This is a genomic window from Pseudarthrobacter chlorophenolicus A6 (genome assembly GCF_000022025.1).
GTDB classification, from domain to species: Bacteria; Actinomycetota; Actinomycetes; order Actinomycetales; family Micrococcaceae; genus Arthrobacter; species Arthrobacter chlorophenolicus.
Genome location: NC_011886.1, coordinates 1,963,151 through 1,980,122 on the forward strand (window position 1 = coordinate 1,963,151; position 16,972 = coordinate 1,980,122).

The 16,972-nt window shown below is 68.1% G+C and carries 6 protein-coding genes; all 6 read right to left on the minus strand.

The genetic code is table 11. The annotated features are described in order from the left end of the window. Positions 1–33: 33 nt before the first annotated feature. The 6 genes from ACHL_RS08815 to ACHL_RS08840 all read right to left on the minus strand — a co-directional run bounded on the left by ACHL_RS08815 (position 34) and on the right by ACHL_RS08840 (position 16,870). Entirely contained in the window at positions 34–10,632 is a 10,599-nt protein-coding gene (locus ACHL_RS08815; protein WP_015936947.1) for a non-ribosomal peptide synthetase, read from the minus strand. 102 nt (positions 10,633–10,734) lie between these two features. Further along, positions 10,735–11,004, minus strand: coding sequence for a hypothetical protein (locus ACHL_RS08820; protein WP_139187445.1), 270 nt, complete (start codon positions 11,002–11,004; stop codon positions 10,735–10,737). 222 nt (positions 11,005–11,226) lie between these two features. After that, positions 11,227–13,401: an alpha-galactosidase gene (locus ACHL_RS08825; protein ID WP_015936949.1), complete on the minus strand. Its 2,175-nt coding sequence runs from the start codon at positions 13,399–13,401 to the stop codon at positions 11,227–11,229. Between the two features lie 151 nt (positions 13,402–13,552). After that, positions 13,553–14,899, minus strand: a complete 1,347-nt coding sequence (locus ACHL_RS08830) for an ABC transporter substrate-binding protein (RefSeq protein WP_015936950.1) — start codon at positions 14,897–14,899, stop codon at positions 13,553–13,555. Between the two features lie 74 nt (positions 14,900–14,973). Beyond that, positions 14,974–15,915 carry a carbohydrate ABC transporter permease gene (locus ACHL_RS08835; protein WP_015936951.1) on the minus strand — a complete coding sequence of 314 codons (942 nt, stop codon included), beginning with the start codon at positions 15,913–15,915 and terminating at the stop codon, positions 14,974–14,976. Between the two features lie 10 nt (positions 15,916–15,925). Further along, positions 15,926–16,870, minus strand: a complete 945-nt coding sequence (locus tag ACHL_RS08840) for a carbohydrate ABC transporter permease (RefSeq protein WP_015936952.1) — start codon at positions 16,868–16,870, stop codon at positions 15,926–15,928. Between the last annotated feature and the right edge of the window lie 102 nt (positions 16,871–16,972).

Consider the following 16,972-nt stretch of genomic DNA (forward strand, 5'->3'; position numbering starts at 1 on the left):
TGGGGGCCCCAGGCGTCACAGGAGCATCATCTGTTATTCGGTTCCGCCGCCCAGGCGGATGGCCAAGGCAGGCATGATTGTCCTGAGAGCCCGGTCACTGAGCAGCTGGGAGTGCCGCTCGCCAACAGGAACATCGGTGATGGCCCCGGTGACGAACGGGGACCAGGAAGCGCTGCCCGGAGTACCCGGCGGGACCTGCTCCGTGGCGCGGAAGAACAGCAGGTCACCGGTGAAGAGTTGGGGCCGTTCGTCCCTGATCAGGCGTGCCAGGATCGGGAAGTTCCGGGCCATGGCCTCCACCGAATCTGTGGGGACCGTTCCTACCGGGTTGTGGTTGGCGCGCAGGATCTCCTGGGCGCGGTGCACGTCCACGCCTGCCAGGTCTTCCCCGGTGAGGTCGTAGCCCTGCGCTTCCAGGTAGCTCGCCCACAGCGCCTGGTCTTCGCCGGGCGCGGTGTTTCCTTCCTGGTTGTCCGGGAAGGCGTCCAGGATGGCCAGGAAAGCCACCTCGTGGCCGCGTTCCTGCAGCCTGGTGGCCAGCCGGTGGGCCAGATAGCCGCCAAATGACCAACCCAGCAGATGGTACGGCCCTTCGGGCTGGACGCTGCGGATCCGGGCAATGTAGTCATCGGCCAGTTCCGTCAGGGTTGCCGCCTCCACCTGAGAAGTCCGCCCCGGTTCCATGCCCGGCATCTGCAGCCCGATCAGGGGGCGCTCGGGGTCCAGTTGCCCCAGCATGGAAGCAAATCCCCAGCCGATGCCCGACGCCGGGTGCACGGCAAACAGCGGCGCTTTGGACCCGGCTGTCCGTAGGGGAAGCACCTGCCGCAGGCTGTCCGCGACGCTGGCGCGCGAGCCGTTGGCTGCTTCCAGCAGCAGCCCTTCCACGGTGGGTGCCCGGAAGAGCGACTGGACCTGCAGGTCCGTGCCCAGGGCAGCGTTGACCTTGGCGACCAGCGGCTGCGCCAGGAATGAGTGGCCGCCCAGTTCGAAGAACGATTCGTCCACGCCAACCCGGTCAAGGGTGAGCACCTCGGCGAAGATGCCGGCCACCGTCTTCTCCTGCGGGGACCGGGGCGCACGGCCCCCGGAGCGTCCCGCGGTGGAGGCGTCGGGGAGCGCGTTGGCATCCACCTTGCCGTGGGGCGTCAGCGGCACCTCCGGGATCACCATGACCACTGAGGGAACCATATAGTCCGGCAGTGCCGCCTGCGCATGGCGGCGCACGGCGTCGGGCAGGTCTTCCGCGGCGTCACCTGACGCGACGACGTAACCCGCCAGCCGCGCTGCGCTGCCTTCACCGACTGCCCGGACCACTGCGGCCCGGACGCCCGGGGCAGCCCTCAGGACCGACTCCACTTCGCCAGGTTCCACCCGGAAACCACGGATCTTCAGCTGCCCGTCGTTGCGGCCGGCGAAGACAAGCCGCCCGTCCGGGTGGCGGTACACCACGTCACCGGTCCGGTACATCCGTTCGCCGCCGCCGTGGAAAGGATCCGGCACGAACCGTTCAGCGGTAAGGTCGGGACGTCCGCGGTAGCCCCGCGCCAACTGCGCCCCTGCGATATACAGTTCACCGGCTGCGCCGGGCAGGGCGTGCTGCAACCGGTCATCCAGGACGTAGAGCCGGGTACGGGCCGTGGGCCGGCCCAACACGGGGGCATCACTGTCGGCCACCGAAGCCACCACGGTGTCCACCGTGGCTTCGGTGGGGCCGTAGAGGTTCCAGGCCCGGACGCCGGCAAGCGCCGCCACGGACGTCCACAGGCCGGCGTCGAACGCTTCACCGCCCAAGGCCAGGCTGAAGGCTTCCCGACCGCGCGGGTGGTTGGCCAGGTGGGCGGCGAACCCGGGTTCGGCCAGGAGTTGGTGCAGGTAACCCGGAGTTGTCTCCCAGGCACTGATGCCTTGGCGGACGAAGTACCCGGCGAGGGCCGATGGGTCCCGGCGGAGGTCGTCGGAGAGCAGGTGCAGTTCATGCCCGGCCGCCAGCCAGAGGATGGGATCCCACGATGCATCGAAGCCGACGCCCGTTGTGTGGGCCACCTTCCGCCTGCTGATGCCGGCAAGCAGCGTCTCCCGGTGGGAGGCCAGCAGCGCTGCCAGGGCACCGTGGCTGACCTCCACGCCCTTCGGCCGGCCGGTGGAGCCCGAGGTGAACATCACCGACGCAAGCTCACGCGGGTCCCTGGCGCGGTTTGGCATTGGCACCTGCGCAGTGCTGTGGGCCAGGTCTTCGATCAGGAGCAGGCGGGGTTCAAGATCCAGCCCCGCCAGGATGCCGGAGAGCCTGGGCGCCACGGCGGAGCTGGTGAGCACTGCCTCGGGAGCGGCATCTTCGAGGATAGCGGCCACGCGGTTGTCCGGATACGCGGTATCGATGGGATTGTAGGCGCTGCCCGCCAGCAATACGCCGAGGAGGCCCTCGACCGTGCCGGCGGACCTGGGCAGCATGACGGACACCAGGCCGCCGCCCGCGCCGGCTGCGGTGAGCCCGGCGGCGACACGTTCGGCAGACGCCTCAAGGTCGGCGAAACTGAGCGAACCGGCGTCGGACACAAGGGCCACGGCGTCAGGCGTGGCACGGACTGCCGCAGCGAACGCCGCCGGGATGTCCTGGTCCGCATGCCCCGGGGCTTGTCCGGGTGCCGGCCCGGCACCCAGGGCTGCAGTTCCGGCGTGGGAGCCCGACGTCGCCGCAACCAGGTCACGGGCCTCGTGCTCTTCCAGCAGCGGCAGCGCCGACAAGGGCACGTCCGGAGCGGAAGCGGCCAGGTCCAGCAACCGGGTGAAACCGGCCGCCAGGCGCTGGGCGGTGGCTGATTCGAACATGGCGGAGTTGTAATCCAGCGTTCCGGCAAGGCCCCCTTCGGCGTCCGGCCGAAGCGTGAAGGACAGATCGAACTTGGCTTCTCCAGTACCAGCCTCCGGCTCGGGAACCACGGTGACGCCGGGAAGCTGGGGGACCGCCGGCACGTCACTGTCCACCGTGAGCATGGTCTGGAACAGGGGATGCCGGCCCAGTTCGCGCTCCGGTGCCACTGCTTCCACGAGGCGTTCGAAAGGCACATCGTCATGGTCGAAGGCATCCAGGATGCTGGCCCTGGACCGGTCCAGCAGGGTGCGCAGGCCAGGATCGCCGGCGGCGTTGACGCGCAGCGGCAGGGTGTTCACGAAGAAGCCCACCATCGGGGCGAGCAGCGGATCGGCGCGGCCCGCTGTGGGCGATCCGATCACCAGGTCCTCACCGGCGCCGGTCCGGAGCAGGTAGCCGGCAAGGCCGGCGTGCAGTGCCATGAACAGGCTGGCGTTCGACGACGACGCGAGGGTTGAGAGCGCCGCCACACTTTCAGGGGACACGCGGAAGCCCACCTGTCCCCCCGGTTGGCGTGCGGTGCGGGGCCGCTGGTGATCAGCGGGCAGCATCAACTCGGGCGGGAGCCCGGCGAGGGCGTGCCGCCAGTGGCCAACCTTTTCCGCCAGGGCAGGACCGGCCAGTTGCTGCCGCTGCCAGGCGCTGAAGTCGGCGTACTGCAGGGGCAGGGGAGCAAGGGCCTGCGTGGCAGGTTCTCCGTCTGCGCTTGCGAGCGCGGCTGAGTACGCAGCGGATAGGTCCCGTGCCAGCGGCGCCAGGGAGGCGCCGTCACCGGCGATGTGATGGATCACCAGGTGCAGCACCCATTGTGGTTCTGCTTCCTGTGCTGATTCTCCGGCCTCGGCATGGATCCGGATGAGTCCGGCCCGCAGCGGCACCTCGGTGCGGACATCGAAGCCGCGGCTTGCCTGCGCCTGCAGTTCCTCGCGGAGGTTGTCCTCGGATGTGGCGGTGCTGAGGGCAAGGTTCATCCAGGAAGCGTTGCCGGTGGCGAGGATGTGCTGGCCGGGGACGCCGCCGGTCTCCGGGTAGACCGTCCGGAGGACCTCATGCCGGTGGAACAGTGCCTTCACGGCGGAGGCCAGGGCCTGTTCGTCGAGGGCGCCGGTCAGCCGCACTGCCAGGGAGATGTTGTAGTCGGCAGCGCCTGGATCAAGCTGGTTCAGGAACCACATGCGTGCCTGCGCGTGGGACAGTTCCAGGTGCTCCGGCCGGGTGGCTCCGGCGGTGTCCAGCCATTCGCCGAGCGGCATGACTTCGGCGCCGGCGGTAGCAGTGTTCGCGGCTATGCCGGGCGCGTCAGCGTTTCCCGCCTCGATGGTGCCCGTCCCGGTGTCCGCCGTTCCGGGCCGCAGCGCGGCCAGCAGCCCGGCGGGGGTGGGGGCGTCGAACAGGGTGCGCAGGGGAAGTTCCCGGCCGAAGGCAATCCGTATCCGGGCCATTAGATCGATGGCGAGCAGTGAATGCCCGCCCAGGGCGAAGAAGTCGTCGCCCATGGAGACGTTGTCCACGGCCAGGACGGCGGCAAAAGCGGCGGCCATGGCGTGCTCGTCGGGAGTATGGGGTGCTGCCCCCACCCGGGCTGTTGACACGGCGGGGGCGGGCAGGGCTTTCCGGTCCAGCTTGCCGTGCGGTGTCAGCGGAATGTCCGGGATGGGCATGAGGATGGCCGGGACCATGTAGTCGGGCAACCGTTCCGCCGCGTGGGTCCGGATGTCCTCCGGTGCAGCCGTTCCGGTGTAGTAGGCGATCAGCCGTTGGGCCGGTTCGCCGTCGGGAAGGACCACGGCCCGGTCCACCTGATCGTGGGCCGCAAGCGCAGCCTCGATCTCACCCGGTTCCACCCGGAATCCGCGGACCTTCACCTGTTCGTCGTTGCGGGCAACGAACTCGAGCGTGCCGTCGCCGGTTCGCCGCACCAGGTCGCCGGTGCGGTACATGCGGCTGCCGTCCTTGGCGTAGGGGTTGGCCACGAACCGGGACGCTGTTTCGCCGGGGCGCTGGTGGTAGCCCCGGGCCATTCCGGGTCCGGCCAGGTACAGCTCTCCCGGGATACCCAGGGGTACAAGGGCCAGGTGCTGGTCCAGGACCAGGGTGCCGGTGTTGGCGATTCCCGTGCCGATGGTGGGCCGGGAACCCTGGATCCGCGCGGTGGAGGAATCCACGGTGAATTCGGTGGGCCCGTAGAAGTTCCAGGCGTCCACGCCGGGCATGCCGGACAGGGTTGCCCACAGCCCGGCCGGCACGGCTTCGCCGCCCAGCAGCAACAGCAGCGGCAGTGGCTGCCCGGTATCTGCGGCTGGAGAAGCAGGCTGCGCACCGAGGCCGAACTGCAGGAGCTGGCCAGCGTAGGTGGGGGTGGTTTCCAGGACTCCGATGGCGTGGGCACGGCAGTAGGAGGCCAGCGCCTGGGCGTTGGTGCGCACGTCGTCGGCCACAATGTGGAGTTCGGCACCAGCCACCAGCCACAGCATGGGGTCCCAGGCCGCATCGAATCCAAGTCCGGCGATGTGGGCCACGGACACCGTGGCGCCCCGGGCTGCCTCGAACCGCGGGGTATAGAGCGTCCGGAGATGGTGGGAGTAAAGGTTTGCCAGTGCGCCGTGGGATACGGCAACACCCTTCGGCCGGCCGGTCGATCCTGAGGTGAAGAGGACGTACGCGAGGTCGTCCGGAGCGGGCCGTCGCCCGGCCAGGTCTGCATGAGCGATGCCGGTCCCCGCGGCGATCAGCATCTCCAGGGTGACTGTCCGGGCGGCCGGTACGGGGCCCGCCTGGCCCGGGCCCTCGGGTGCCGCGAGCACCAGGGCGGGGCCGCCGTCGTCGAGGATCATGGCGATCCGTTCCGCGGGATAGGTGAGGTCCACCGGAATGTAGACCCCTCCCGCAGCAAGGACGGCCAGTGCGGCCGTGGCCACATCGGCCGTGCGGGGAAGGGCCACGGCTACCCTGTCGCCGGGCTGGACCCCCAGCGCCACCAGGCCCCTGGCCACAGACTCCACACGCTGCCGCAGCCGGCCGAAAGTGAGGCATGCGGCCGGACCGCCTGCGTCAACCACGGCGGGCGCGGAGGGGGTCCTGGCGGCGGTGGCCAGGAAGGCATCCACGACCGTTTGACCAGTCCCGTCCCCGTAGCTGTCCGCGGAGGTGTGGGCGGTGCTGTGCGCCAGCACCAGGGCATGCTGTTCAGGCGACTGGATCCGCAGCCGGTCCAAGGTGACGGCGGGGTCCGCGGCGAACTGGTCCACAACGGCCAGGAAGCCGTCGGCCAGCAGTTGAGCGGTGTCCGCGTTGAAGAGGGCGGGGTCGTAGGCGAGGGAACCGGTGAGGCCGCCGGACCTTTCGGCGAGGTCCAGGAGCAGGTCAAATTTTGCGCCGGCCGCTTCCCGGGCCTGGTCCGCCGTGGCTTCCAGGCCGTCCATGGCCAGTGGAGTGGTGGCGGTGTTCTGGAGGGTCAGCATGACCTGGAACAGCGGGTGCCGGTGCTGCGAGCGGGAAGGGTTGAGCTCCTCCACCACCCGCTCAAAGGGCGCGTCCTGGTTGGCGTAGGCATGCAGGTTGGTATAGCGGACGCTCTCCACGAGTTCACCGGCGGTGGGGTTGCCGGAGGTATTGGTGCGCAAAACCAGCGTGTTGACGAAGAAGCCCACCAGGCTGTCCAGCTGGGTGTCCGTCCGCCCGGCCACGGGGGTGCCCAACGGAATGTCGTCGCCGGCGCCGGTCTTGGTGAGCAAAGCGGCAAAGGCTGCCTGCAGCACCATGAACAGGCTGGCGTTGTGCTCCCGGGCCAGGGTGTTGAGCCGCTCCGCCGTTTCGCGGCCAATGTTCAGGGAAACGGACGACGCCGGACCGCCGTCCGGGTGCGCAGCGTCACCGCTGGTGCCGCGGGCACGGTCAAAGGGCAGCAGCAGCTCCTCCGGTGCGCCGCGCAGTTCGCGTGCCCAGAACTCCAGCTGCCGCGAGATGGGGCTCTCCGGATCCGACTCACTGCCCAGTTCGGAACGCTGCCAGAGCGTGTAATCGGCATATTGCACGGGCAGCGGCGGCAGCTCCACGTCCGTGCCCGCGGCGAGGTGGTTGTACGCGACCGACAGATCCCGGGCCAGGGGTGCCAGGGACCAGCCGTCGGCTGCGATGTGGTGCAGGGTCACGGCCAGGACGTGGTGGTCCGGCGCCAGCTGGAACAGGACCGCCCGCAACGGCAGGTCCCGGCCCAGGTCGAACCCGCGCCCCGTTTCCGCGGCAAGCGCGTCCGGCAGCCCGGTGGTGGAGCACTCCACGGCAACCAAGGATGGCCGCCCCTCTGCCGGCGGCAGGATGCGTTGGGCGGGTTCGCCGTCAACCAGGGGGAACACCGTGCGGAGCGTCTCGTGGCGGTCAGTTACTTCGCCGAGGGCCGCAGCCAGGGCCGCGACGTCCAGGGGCCCGCGCAGGTCCAGGACCACCGGGATGTTGTACGTCCCGGCCGCGGGATCCAGCCGGTTGAGGAACCACAGCCGGCGCTGGGCGAAGGACAGCGGCAGGACTGCCGGCCGGGTGACGGCAGCCAGCGGCCGGGCCGGAGCCGTGCCCAGGTCCAGGGTTTCGGCGAGGGCCGCCACTGTTGTCTTTTCGAAGACGGTGCGGAGTGCCGGAGCCGTGCCGGTGCGGTCCCGCAGCAGGGCAACCAGCCGGGTGGCAAGCAGTGAGTGGCCGCCCAGGTCGAAGAAGTCGTCCTCCAGGCCCACCGACTCGAGGCCCAAAACGTCACGGAACGCAGCGGCCACGATCCGTTCGGGCTCGTTGCGCGGGGTAGTGGCCGAAGTGTCCTGTTCCGGTACAGGCAAGGCCTGGACGTCCAGTTTTCCGTTGGGTGTCAGGGGCAGGACAGGAATGCTGGTGACGGTGGCCGGCACCATGTAGTCGGGCAGGTGCCGCCGTGCCTGCCGCCGAAGGTCGGCGGTGTCCAGCGGATGCTGCGGCCCGCCATCGGACGTGGACGCTGGCGTGACGTATGCCAGGAGCTGGTCGTAGCCGGCCCGGTTGGTACCTACGGTGACGGCTGCCTGGTCTACGCCGGGCAGGGCGCGCAGCACCTGTTCGATCTCGGCGGGTTCAATGCGGAACCCCCGGATCTTGACCTGGCCATCCAGCCGCCCCCGGAATTCAAGGGTGCCGTCGTCCCGGCGGCGCACAATGTCTCCGGTGCGGTACATCCGCGAGCCGTCCAGTGCGAAAGGATCCGCCACGAATCGTTCGGAGCTGAGCCCGGGCTGGTCCAGGTAACCGCGGGCAAGGTTGATGCCGGCAACGTAGAGCTCGCCCACGGCATTGTCCGGAACCGGGTTCAGGCCGGAGTCCAGGATGTAGTGGCGGGTGTTTGCCACCGAACCGCCCAGGGTGGGTGCGGTGCCGGCTTCCATGACCGCGGTCAGCGAGTCCACGGTAGTTTCGGTGGGGCCGTAGAAGTTGTAGGCGACAACGCCGTTGCGGCCTGCCAGGTCTTCCCACAGCTGGGTGTCTACAGCCTCGCCGCCCAGGGCCACCACGGACGGGTGCCGTTCCTGGTCGAACAGTCCGCCGGCCACCAGTACCTTGGCGAAGGAGGGCGTGGTCTCGATGGAGTCAATGCCGGCCTCGGCCAGATAGGCGCTGAGGGCCTCAGGATCCCGGCGGGTGCCGTTGTCCACAAGGTGAAGTACGTGGCCTGCCACCAGCCACAGGATGGGGTCCCAGGACGCGTCAAAGGACAGCCCCGCGGTGTGCGCTACCCTGAGCTTGCGGCCCAGCCGCGCCTCCGCCGGGGCAAAGATGGTGTCGCGGTGCGAGGTGTAGAGGTTCAGCAGGGCCAGGTGTTCGACACCGACGCCCTTGGGCCGGCCCGTGGAGCCGGAGGTGAAAATGACGTACGCGAGATCCTGTTGGCCGGCGGCGGGCGGGGGAGCCGACCCGTCCTTGCCGGCGAGGCAGGCCTCCATCAGGGCAGAGTCCAGGACCGTGACCGGGACGTCCGTGGCCAGCTCCTCGTGTCCGGGTGCCGGCGGGTTCCCCTCCGCGGACCCTGCCGCCGTAAACGCTGCTGAAGTGAGGATCCTCAGGGGAGCGGCATCGTGGAGCATGCCCTCCACGCGGCCGGCAGGGTAGTCCGGATCCAGCGGAAGGTAGGCGGCGCCGCACTTGAGGATCGCCAGGAGCGCTATCGGCAGCAACAGGCCACGGTCCAGCCGTACCGCCACCGTGCTTCCGGGCCCTGCACCGTGCCCGGCCAGGAACCGCGCCAGCTGGTTCGAACGGGACTCCAGTTCAGCGAAGGTGAGGGTGCCCTCCGTGGCCACGACGGCCGTCTGATCAGGCTGTGCCGCCGCGTTCTGCTGGAATTCCTCCACGATGGTGTGGCCCGGCAGGTGCTGGCCGTGAGCCTGGCCCGCCGCGAGCAGTTGCTGTTCCTCTGCCGGGGTGGTGACCGCCAGGTCAGCCACCACCGCGTCGGGGCGGGTGGCCACGTGTTCAAGCAGGCGTACAAAGCGGTCAAGGTGGCCGGCCAGCACATCCTGCGTGTACATGGCCGCGTTGGCTTCGAACTGGACTGTGGGCTGCGGTGCTGCACCGCCGGCGCCGAGGCCGTGGACCACGATGGAGAGATCGTCAATTGGCCCGGTGGAGAGGATGTTCATCGCGCCCCGGGCCTCGCCGAAAGCGATCGTGTCCAGGACGGGCAGGATGTTGACCGCTGGGCCCAGGTAGCCGCCTCCGGTGTCCAGGTCCTCATAGCGGAAGCGCTGGTGGACCAGGGCACCACGGAGGGTGCGTCCCACGGCTGCGGCGGTGGCGGCGACGGTTTCGCCGGGATCGACGGTCAGCTTCACAGGCACGATGTTCGACAGCATTGACGGCGTTGATTTAGCCAGGTGTCCACGCCGGGCCGTGACGGGCAGCGCCACCGAGACGGTGCGCTCACCGGTGATCCGGTGCAGGTACAGTGACGCGGTGGTCAGGACCAGCGCCGGCGCGCTCGCCGGCGCGCCCTCGAGGGCCATGGCCGCGGCGGACGGGAGGGCCACCGAGGCCCGGATCAGGGACCCCGCGGCACCGTTCGGACGTCCGGCCAGGCCGGTGGCAGGAGGCGCTTCGGCAAGCTCGCCGTCCCAGAAGGCCCGGTCTGTTGCGGCGCCGTCAGACCCGGCATAACCGGCCTCAGCCGCCAGGAGGTCCGCGAACCGCGCAAAACCCGCACCTTCCCCGGTGGCCTGTCCGCCGCCGTCGTTCGCCAGGATGGTGTTGTAGAGCTCAGCCACCCGGCGCAGGACCAGGACAGCGGAATAGCCGTCCAACAGGAGGTGGTGCACGCGCTGGTAGAAGAAGTGCCGTTCGGGGGCGAGACGGATGAGCTCCGTGTGGAGCATATGGTCCGATGAGGGATCCCGGGGGAGCGCCAGGTCGGCGTCCATGAGGGCGCGGGCCTGTGCTTCCGGGTCTGTGGCCCCTGCCAGGTCGGTGACCTCAAGAATGGCCGGCCGCGGACGCGGGTACTGGAACGGCCCGTCTTTGTCCTCGCTGAAGGCCATGGTGAGGGCCTCGGTGCCCGCAATCCCCTGCTCCAGGGCGGCCGCCAGGACACCGTGGTCCAAGGGCCCGGTGATCTCAACAAACTGACCGATCTGGAACATCGGATTCTCCGGTGCCAGCTTCTGCGCGTACCAGATGCCGCGCTGGGCCTGGGTCAGGTCCAGCCGCGGAGACGCGGGGCGGGCAGGGGAGTTCAGTGCGTTGTGGGACATGTTCCTTCTCGGGATCTCGGGGCCGGCTGGCACATCGGGGCATGGCAAAGCCCCGCTGCCCGGCGTGGAAGCCGGGGGCAGCGGTTGGTCAGGCGGGGAGGGTTACTGGAACTGGCCGAACTGGAACGGGCCGGTATCGCCCAGGTCCACCAGGGGGCCGTCCACCACGGGACCGTTGATGACGCCGCCGTTCAGGATTCCGCCGGCGAGGATGTCGCCCAGGAGCGGTGAGCCGCTGGACTGCTGGGTCACTTCAGTCACGGGTCCGGACGTTGTGGCGGCCTGCGCCGGGAGGGTGGTTGCGGCGAAACCGGTCAGGGCCAGCAGTGAAGCGGCGGCGGTCCGGGTCAGGTTCTTGGCACTCTGGTTCACGGTCATCTCCAGTCAGGTATAAAACAGATTCCACACTCGTTCAGGTGTCATAAGGGCATTCGGACCTGACGGAGGACCGGATGGGCGGCAACGACATGCCAGCGCGTGAAACCCTCGGAGCCAGGCTTCGCGGAGCTGCCGCTCTGGCCGGGGTTTTGGTGCCACACACGTATGGCCCGGCGGAAGTTTCCGCCGGGCCGTACATTCGTGAATTGTGACCGCCTAGAGCGCTGTGACCTTGATCAGCACCGCGTGTTCCGGGTTGAGCATCGGCATCGGCAGGCCAACTTCGGCGAGGAACCGGCCGCTGGCTGTTGCGCCGTCACTGAGCCAGGCCGGCGGCTGCACCTGGGTGAACGTGTGTCCGTAGTCGCTGTCGCCGGGGGCCGGGAAGATGGGGTCCACCCGGTAGGTCCGGTCCGGGTCGAGTCCGGGCAGGCCCATCCGGCCCGGCTGCTCGGCACCCGAGGTGCGGGCACAGACGAAGGCGAACAGCGCCGCCGTCGTACCCTCCGCAGCAGGTTCCCCAGACGCCACGCCGTGCAGCTGGTAGGCCTCATCAGCGATGTCCGCGTGGACCGGCCGGCCGCTGTGGATCAGGTCCCGGTGTTCCTTGTAGAGCCCGACAACGCGCCGCAGCTCCTCCCGTTCTGCGCCCTGGACGCCGCGGACATCCCATTCCATGCCGAAGTGGCCGAAGAAGGCTGTGATGGCACGGAAGGAAAGGTCGTGGGTGCGGGCGGTGGTGTGCGAGGTGGTGGGGCCGATGTGGCTGCCCACGAGCTCCGGCGGAACCACGGCGCCGGTCCAGCGCTGGATGGTCTGCCGTTCCAGGGCGTCGTTGCAGTCCGATGCCCAGACGCGTCCGGTCCGCTCCAGGATGCCCAGGTCAACGCGTCCGCCGCCGGAGGAGCAGCTTTCAATTTCGACGCCGGGATGGGCCTTGCGGAGCTCGTCGAACAGCCGGTAGGCGGCGAGGGTTTGTTCATGGACGGACGCGCGGCCGGCGTGGCCCTGTTCAACGATGTCCCGGTTCTGGTCCCACTTGAGGTAGCTGATGTTGTTCTCACCCAGGAGTGCCGAGATCCGGTCGAAGACGTACTGCCAGGCTTCCGGGTTGACGAGGTCGATGACGTGCTGGTTGCGCCATTCGAGGGGCAGCCGGCCGCCGTCCTTGTGCGCTACCGCGGAAGGGCCGGAAATCCACTCCGGGTGGGCCCGGGCAACATCCGAGTCCAGGTTGACCATCTCCGGTTCCACCCACAGCCCGAACTCCATCCCCCGGGAGGTGACGGCATCGATCAGCGGCGTCAGCCCTTCAGGCCACAGGGTCTCGTCCACGTACCAGTCGCCCAGGCCCGCGTGGTCGTCGCGGCGGCCGCGGAACCAGCCGTCGTCGAGCACGAAGCGCTCCACGCCGAGGTCCGCGGCGGAATCGGCGAGCTCGATCAGGGTGTCGAGATCGTGGTTGAAGTACACGGCCTCCCAGGTGTTCAGCACCACCGGGCGCGGCTTCGCGCCCGGAAGGATGTGGTGCGGGCGGGACCGGAACCAGCTGTAGAAGGCCTCGGTGATGCCGTCCAGGCCGCGGTCCGAAAATGCAGCGAACAAGGCAGGTGTGGTGTAGCTGCCGCCCGGGGCGAGGATGACCTCCGCGGAGCCCAGCAGTTCCGAGCCCCCGATCATGGTCCGCCCGTCGCCGATGGTGTCCGCGAACTGTTCGTGGTTGCCGCTCCATGCCAGGTGGGTGGCCCAGACCTTGCCGTGCCGATTGCCGAAACCCTGGGAGCCGGCGGCGAACAGGAGAGAGGAATCGTGGCCAGTACGGCCGTGCCGTCCGGAGCGGACCCATGTGCCCTGCTGGATGGGCCGCCGCTGCGGGTGGCGTTCGCGGCACCAGCGTCCGGTCAGGTCGAGGAGTTCGACGGCGTCCGGCGCCACGGGGAGGACCGTCGCCAGTTCGTCCACCTGGAAGGGGGTGGTGCCGTTGTTGGTAAGGGTGTGCCGCAGTTCCAGCAGGCCGCCCGGGTGCAGTGTCAGGACGGTGGCGACGCTGATGCCGGTGTCGGCGTCGGCCTGGACAACGGTGGCCCGCCCGGCGCCTGCGGTGTCCACGGACGTGACGCGGAGGCGGGAGGAGAAGTCCAGGCCCGGGGCGCCGTCGGTGATCCGGTTGCCGCGGAGGGCGGGACGGCCCCGCCAGGACGAGGAGGCCTGAGGGAGAAGGGCGGCCGGGACGCGGGCGTCCACGGAGGAATTCCCCACGGGCGTGGTGAGGACGGCGAGGTCTGGAAGTGCTGCACCCAGGTCCGCGCCCCAGTGGATGACCTCGGCCTCCCCGCTGTCGAAGCTGATCAGCAGGCTGGTGCCGGCGGAACGGAGGTGCAGGGGATCCATGGTGGTCTCTTTCGGTGTTCAGGGGTGCGTCTTAAGTTACGCATAACGGGAATGCCAGGGAAGGGGTGGCCGGGTGCCGCCGCCGCGAGGAGGAGGACGGCGGGACCCGGCCGGGTGGCTGCGACCACAAACGCAGCCACATATTGGGGGGTTACTTGAACAGGGCGTTGACCTGATCGTTGGCGGCAGTCAGCGAGCTGACCGGCGCTTTGCCGGACACCACGGCGTCCATGGCCGGTTCCATGATGCCCTTGACCTTGGCGGTGTTGTCCGTGATCGGGTACAGGAACGTGGTCTTGTTCTTCACGTGCTCGGTGAACGCGGTGACGTCCACGCCCTTGGCCTGGAACGCTGCGGCGGCCTTGTCCGAGGAGGCCTTCAGCGCGGGGAAGACCACGGCCTTGGACGCTACGACGTCCTGGCAGGCTGAGGAGGCCAGGTATTCAACCCACTTGATTGAGGCGTCCTTCTTCTTGGTGCCGGCCCAGATGGAGTCGGCCAGGCCGTTGAACATGGAGGCGCGCTCGCCTTCGGGGCCCACCGGGGTGGGGGCGATACCCACCTGGATGCCCTTGTACCCGGTGTACTGGCCGATCATCCACGAACCGTGGGCGTTGATGGCGGACTTGCCGGCGGCGAAGGTGTCAGCCATGCTGGCGCCGACGGTGGTTTCGAGCTTGGGCATGTAGCCTTTGTCCGCCAGGCCCGCGAACCACTGCATGCTGTCCTGGAACTTCGGGTCGTCATAGTTGTAGTGGGTGCCCCACGGGTTCTTGTCCGTGTGGGACCAGCCGGTGGTGTTGGTGAGGTAGCTCCACTCAGTCTGGCCGGAGGAGTCGCCGCCGCCGTTCAGGCCCAGGCCGTAGACCTGGACGTTGTTCTTGTCGAACCCGGGCTCGTCGCCGCGCTTGCCGCTCTTGTCCACGGTCAGGTGGGCGATGACCTTCTCGTAGCTGCCGCCGTCCTTGGGGTTCCAGGTGAGGTCCTTCATCTGGTCCTCGGAAATCCCGGCGGCGGAAAGCATGTCCTTGTTGTAGAACAGGCCGATGGTGTCCCAGTCCTTGGGCAGCCCGTACCGCTTGCCGTCCTGGCCCACCCAGAGGTCGGCGAGGCCTTCGTTGTAGGCGGAGAGGTCCACCTTGTCCTTGGCCACGGCGTCATCGATGGCCAGGAGCTGCTTGTTCTCGGCCAGCTCGCCGTACCTGCCCAGGTGGTTGGTGAAGACGTCCGGGGCGGTGCCTCCCACGAAGCCGTTGGTAAGGGTGCTCCAGTAGTCGTCCCAGCCGCGCTGGGTGATCTTGACGGTGATGTCCGGGTTGGCCTTGGTGAAGTCGTCGGCGCACTGCTGGTAGGCCGGAAGCTGGTTGGCGTCCCACAGCCAGTAGCTGATTTCGCCCTTGCCGGCTTCGGCTGAACCGCCGCCGCTGCCGCAGGCGGAGAGGGCGAGGACTGCCGCGGCGGCCGCAGCAAGGGCGCCGGTTGCTTTCATTTTCTTCATGGGAGGTCCTTTCAGGGATGTTTTCGGGCAGGCCGCCATGGCCCGCGCGAGGTTTGGGGGAGGGAAGAGCTGAATTACTTGATGCCGGAGAAGCCGATGGAGTTGACGATCTTCTTGCCGAAGGCGGCGAAGAGGATCAGGACCGGAAGGGCGGAGACGAGGGTGGCGGCCATCAGGCCGGACCAGTCCGGGGCGCCCTGCGGGGACTGCGATTTGAAGACGCCGAGGCCCACCTGGAGTACGCGGACGTCATCCTGGGAACCAACCAGCAGCGGCCAGAAGTACTCGTTCCACTGGCCGATGAAGGTGAGCAGGGCGAGGGTGGCGATGGGGGCTGCGGCGTTGGGCAGGACAATCTGGAAGAAGATGCGGAGGTGCTTGGCGCCGTCGAGCATGGCCGCTTCCTCTACCTCGCGGGACATGTTCAGGAAGAACTGGCGGAGGAAGAAGATGGCGAACGGGGTCATGAACAGATAGGGAAGGACCATTCCGAGCATGGTGTTCAGCAGGTCAAGGTTCTTGATCAGCAGGAAGTTGGGCAGTGCCGTGAAGATCGGCGGGACCAGCATGGTGCCGAGGAAGAGGCTGAAGACGGCGTTGCGGCCCTTCCAGCGGAGCCGGGCGAATGCGTAGGCGGCCATGGCACTGAAGAACACAGCCCCGGCGGTGGTGATGGAAGAAAAGACAACGGAGTTGCGCAGGTAGATCCAGAAATCGATGGCGGCGCCCGAGCCGCCTTCGGCAACGGCTTCGGCGGGAGACTGCAGGCCGAAAACACGTTTGAAGGCGCCGAAGGTGAATTCCGCAGGGAGGAGGCTGGCGGCGTTGGTGGCCAGCGCGTTGTTGGTGGACAGCGCGGTCCGCAGCACCCAGAGGAAGGGGAGGACGGAGACCGCGATGGCCAGGATCAGCAGGGCCCAGGCGCCGGCGCGGCGCGGGTTGAACGGGCGGCGTTTGGACGGACGACGGCGGGAGGCCGGCTTGGCCAGCGGCGCGCGGCTTGCGGTGGTGGTCATGGAGGACTCCTTAGTCCAGGTCCGACTCGTTGCCCTTGAGGAACTTCATCTGGATGAAGGCCACCAGGGCGAGGATGAGGAAGAGAATGACGGCGATGGCTGATCCGTAGCCGAAGTCCGACTCGGTGAAGGCGCGCTGGTAGATGTAGTACTGGATGACGCGGGTGGCGTTCACCGGGCCGCCGCCTGTGGTTACGGCGACGGTGTCGAAGACCTGGAAGGAACCGATGACGGTGACCACCAGGACCAGTACCAGGACCGGACGCAGCAGCGGGATGGTGATCTTCCGGAAGGTCTGCCATGCCGACGCGCCGTCCAGCTTGGCCACCTCGTAGACGTGGCCCGGGATGGACTGCAGGCCGGCGAAGATCAGCAGCGCGGTGTAGCCCATGTGCCGCCAGGTGTTGATCAGAGCCTGCGTGGGGATGGCCCATTCCTCGCTGCCGAAGAAGGCAGCGCGGGGCAGGCCGGCCCACTCGATGAACTGGTTCACCACGCCGATCTGGTAGTCCAGCATCCAGAACCACAGCAGGGCGGCAATGACGTTCGACATCAGGTACGGGAGCAGCAGTGCGCCCCGGATGATGGTGGATTTGGCCACCTGGTGCATCAGCAGCGCCAGGCCGAGTGCCAGGGATGTCTGCAGTGCAATGTTCAGGACGACGTACTGGCCGGTGACGGCCAGTGAGTTCCAGAACAGCGGATCCTTGGCAATGGCCTGGTAGTTCTCCAGGCCGATCCATTCCGGATCTCCGAGGATGTTGTATTCCGTGAAGCTGAGGTAGATCCCGCGGATGGTGGGCACCAGGTAGAAGAGGACGAATCCGATCATGGCCGGTGCGATGAAGAACAGGGCAATCCTGACGTCGCTGCGGGTGCCGGGCAGCTTCCGGTTGAGCAGTGTTCGCTTGGGCTTTTGCTCCCGCGAAGTGGGGTTCCTGGTAAGGGTGGTCATCTTCGACCCTTCCTGATTGTGTGATGTGCCTAACAACCTGCGAAGCAATCTACACGAGTAGATCTATTCGGGCAAGAGATTGATTTCTGTGCCAATACGGCT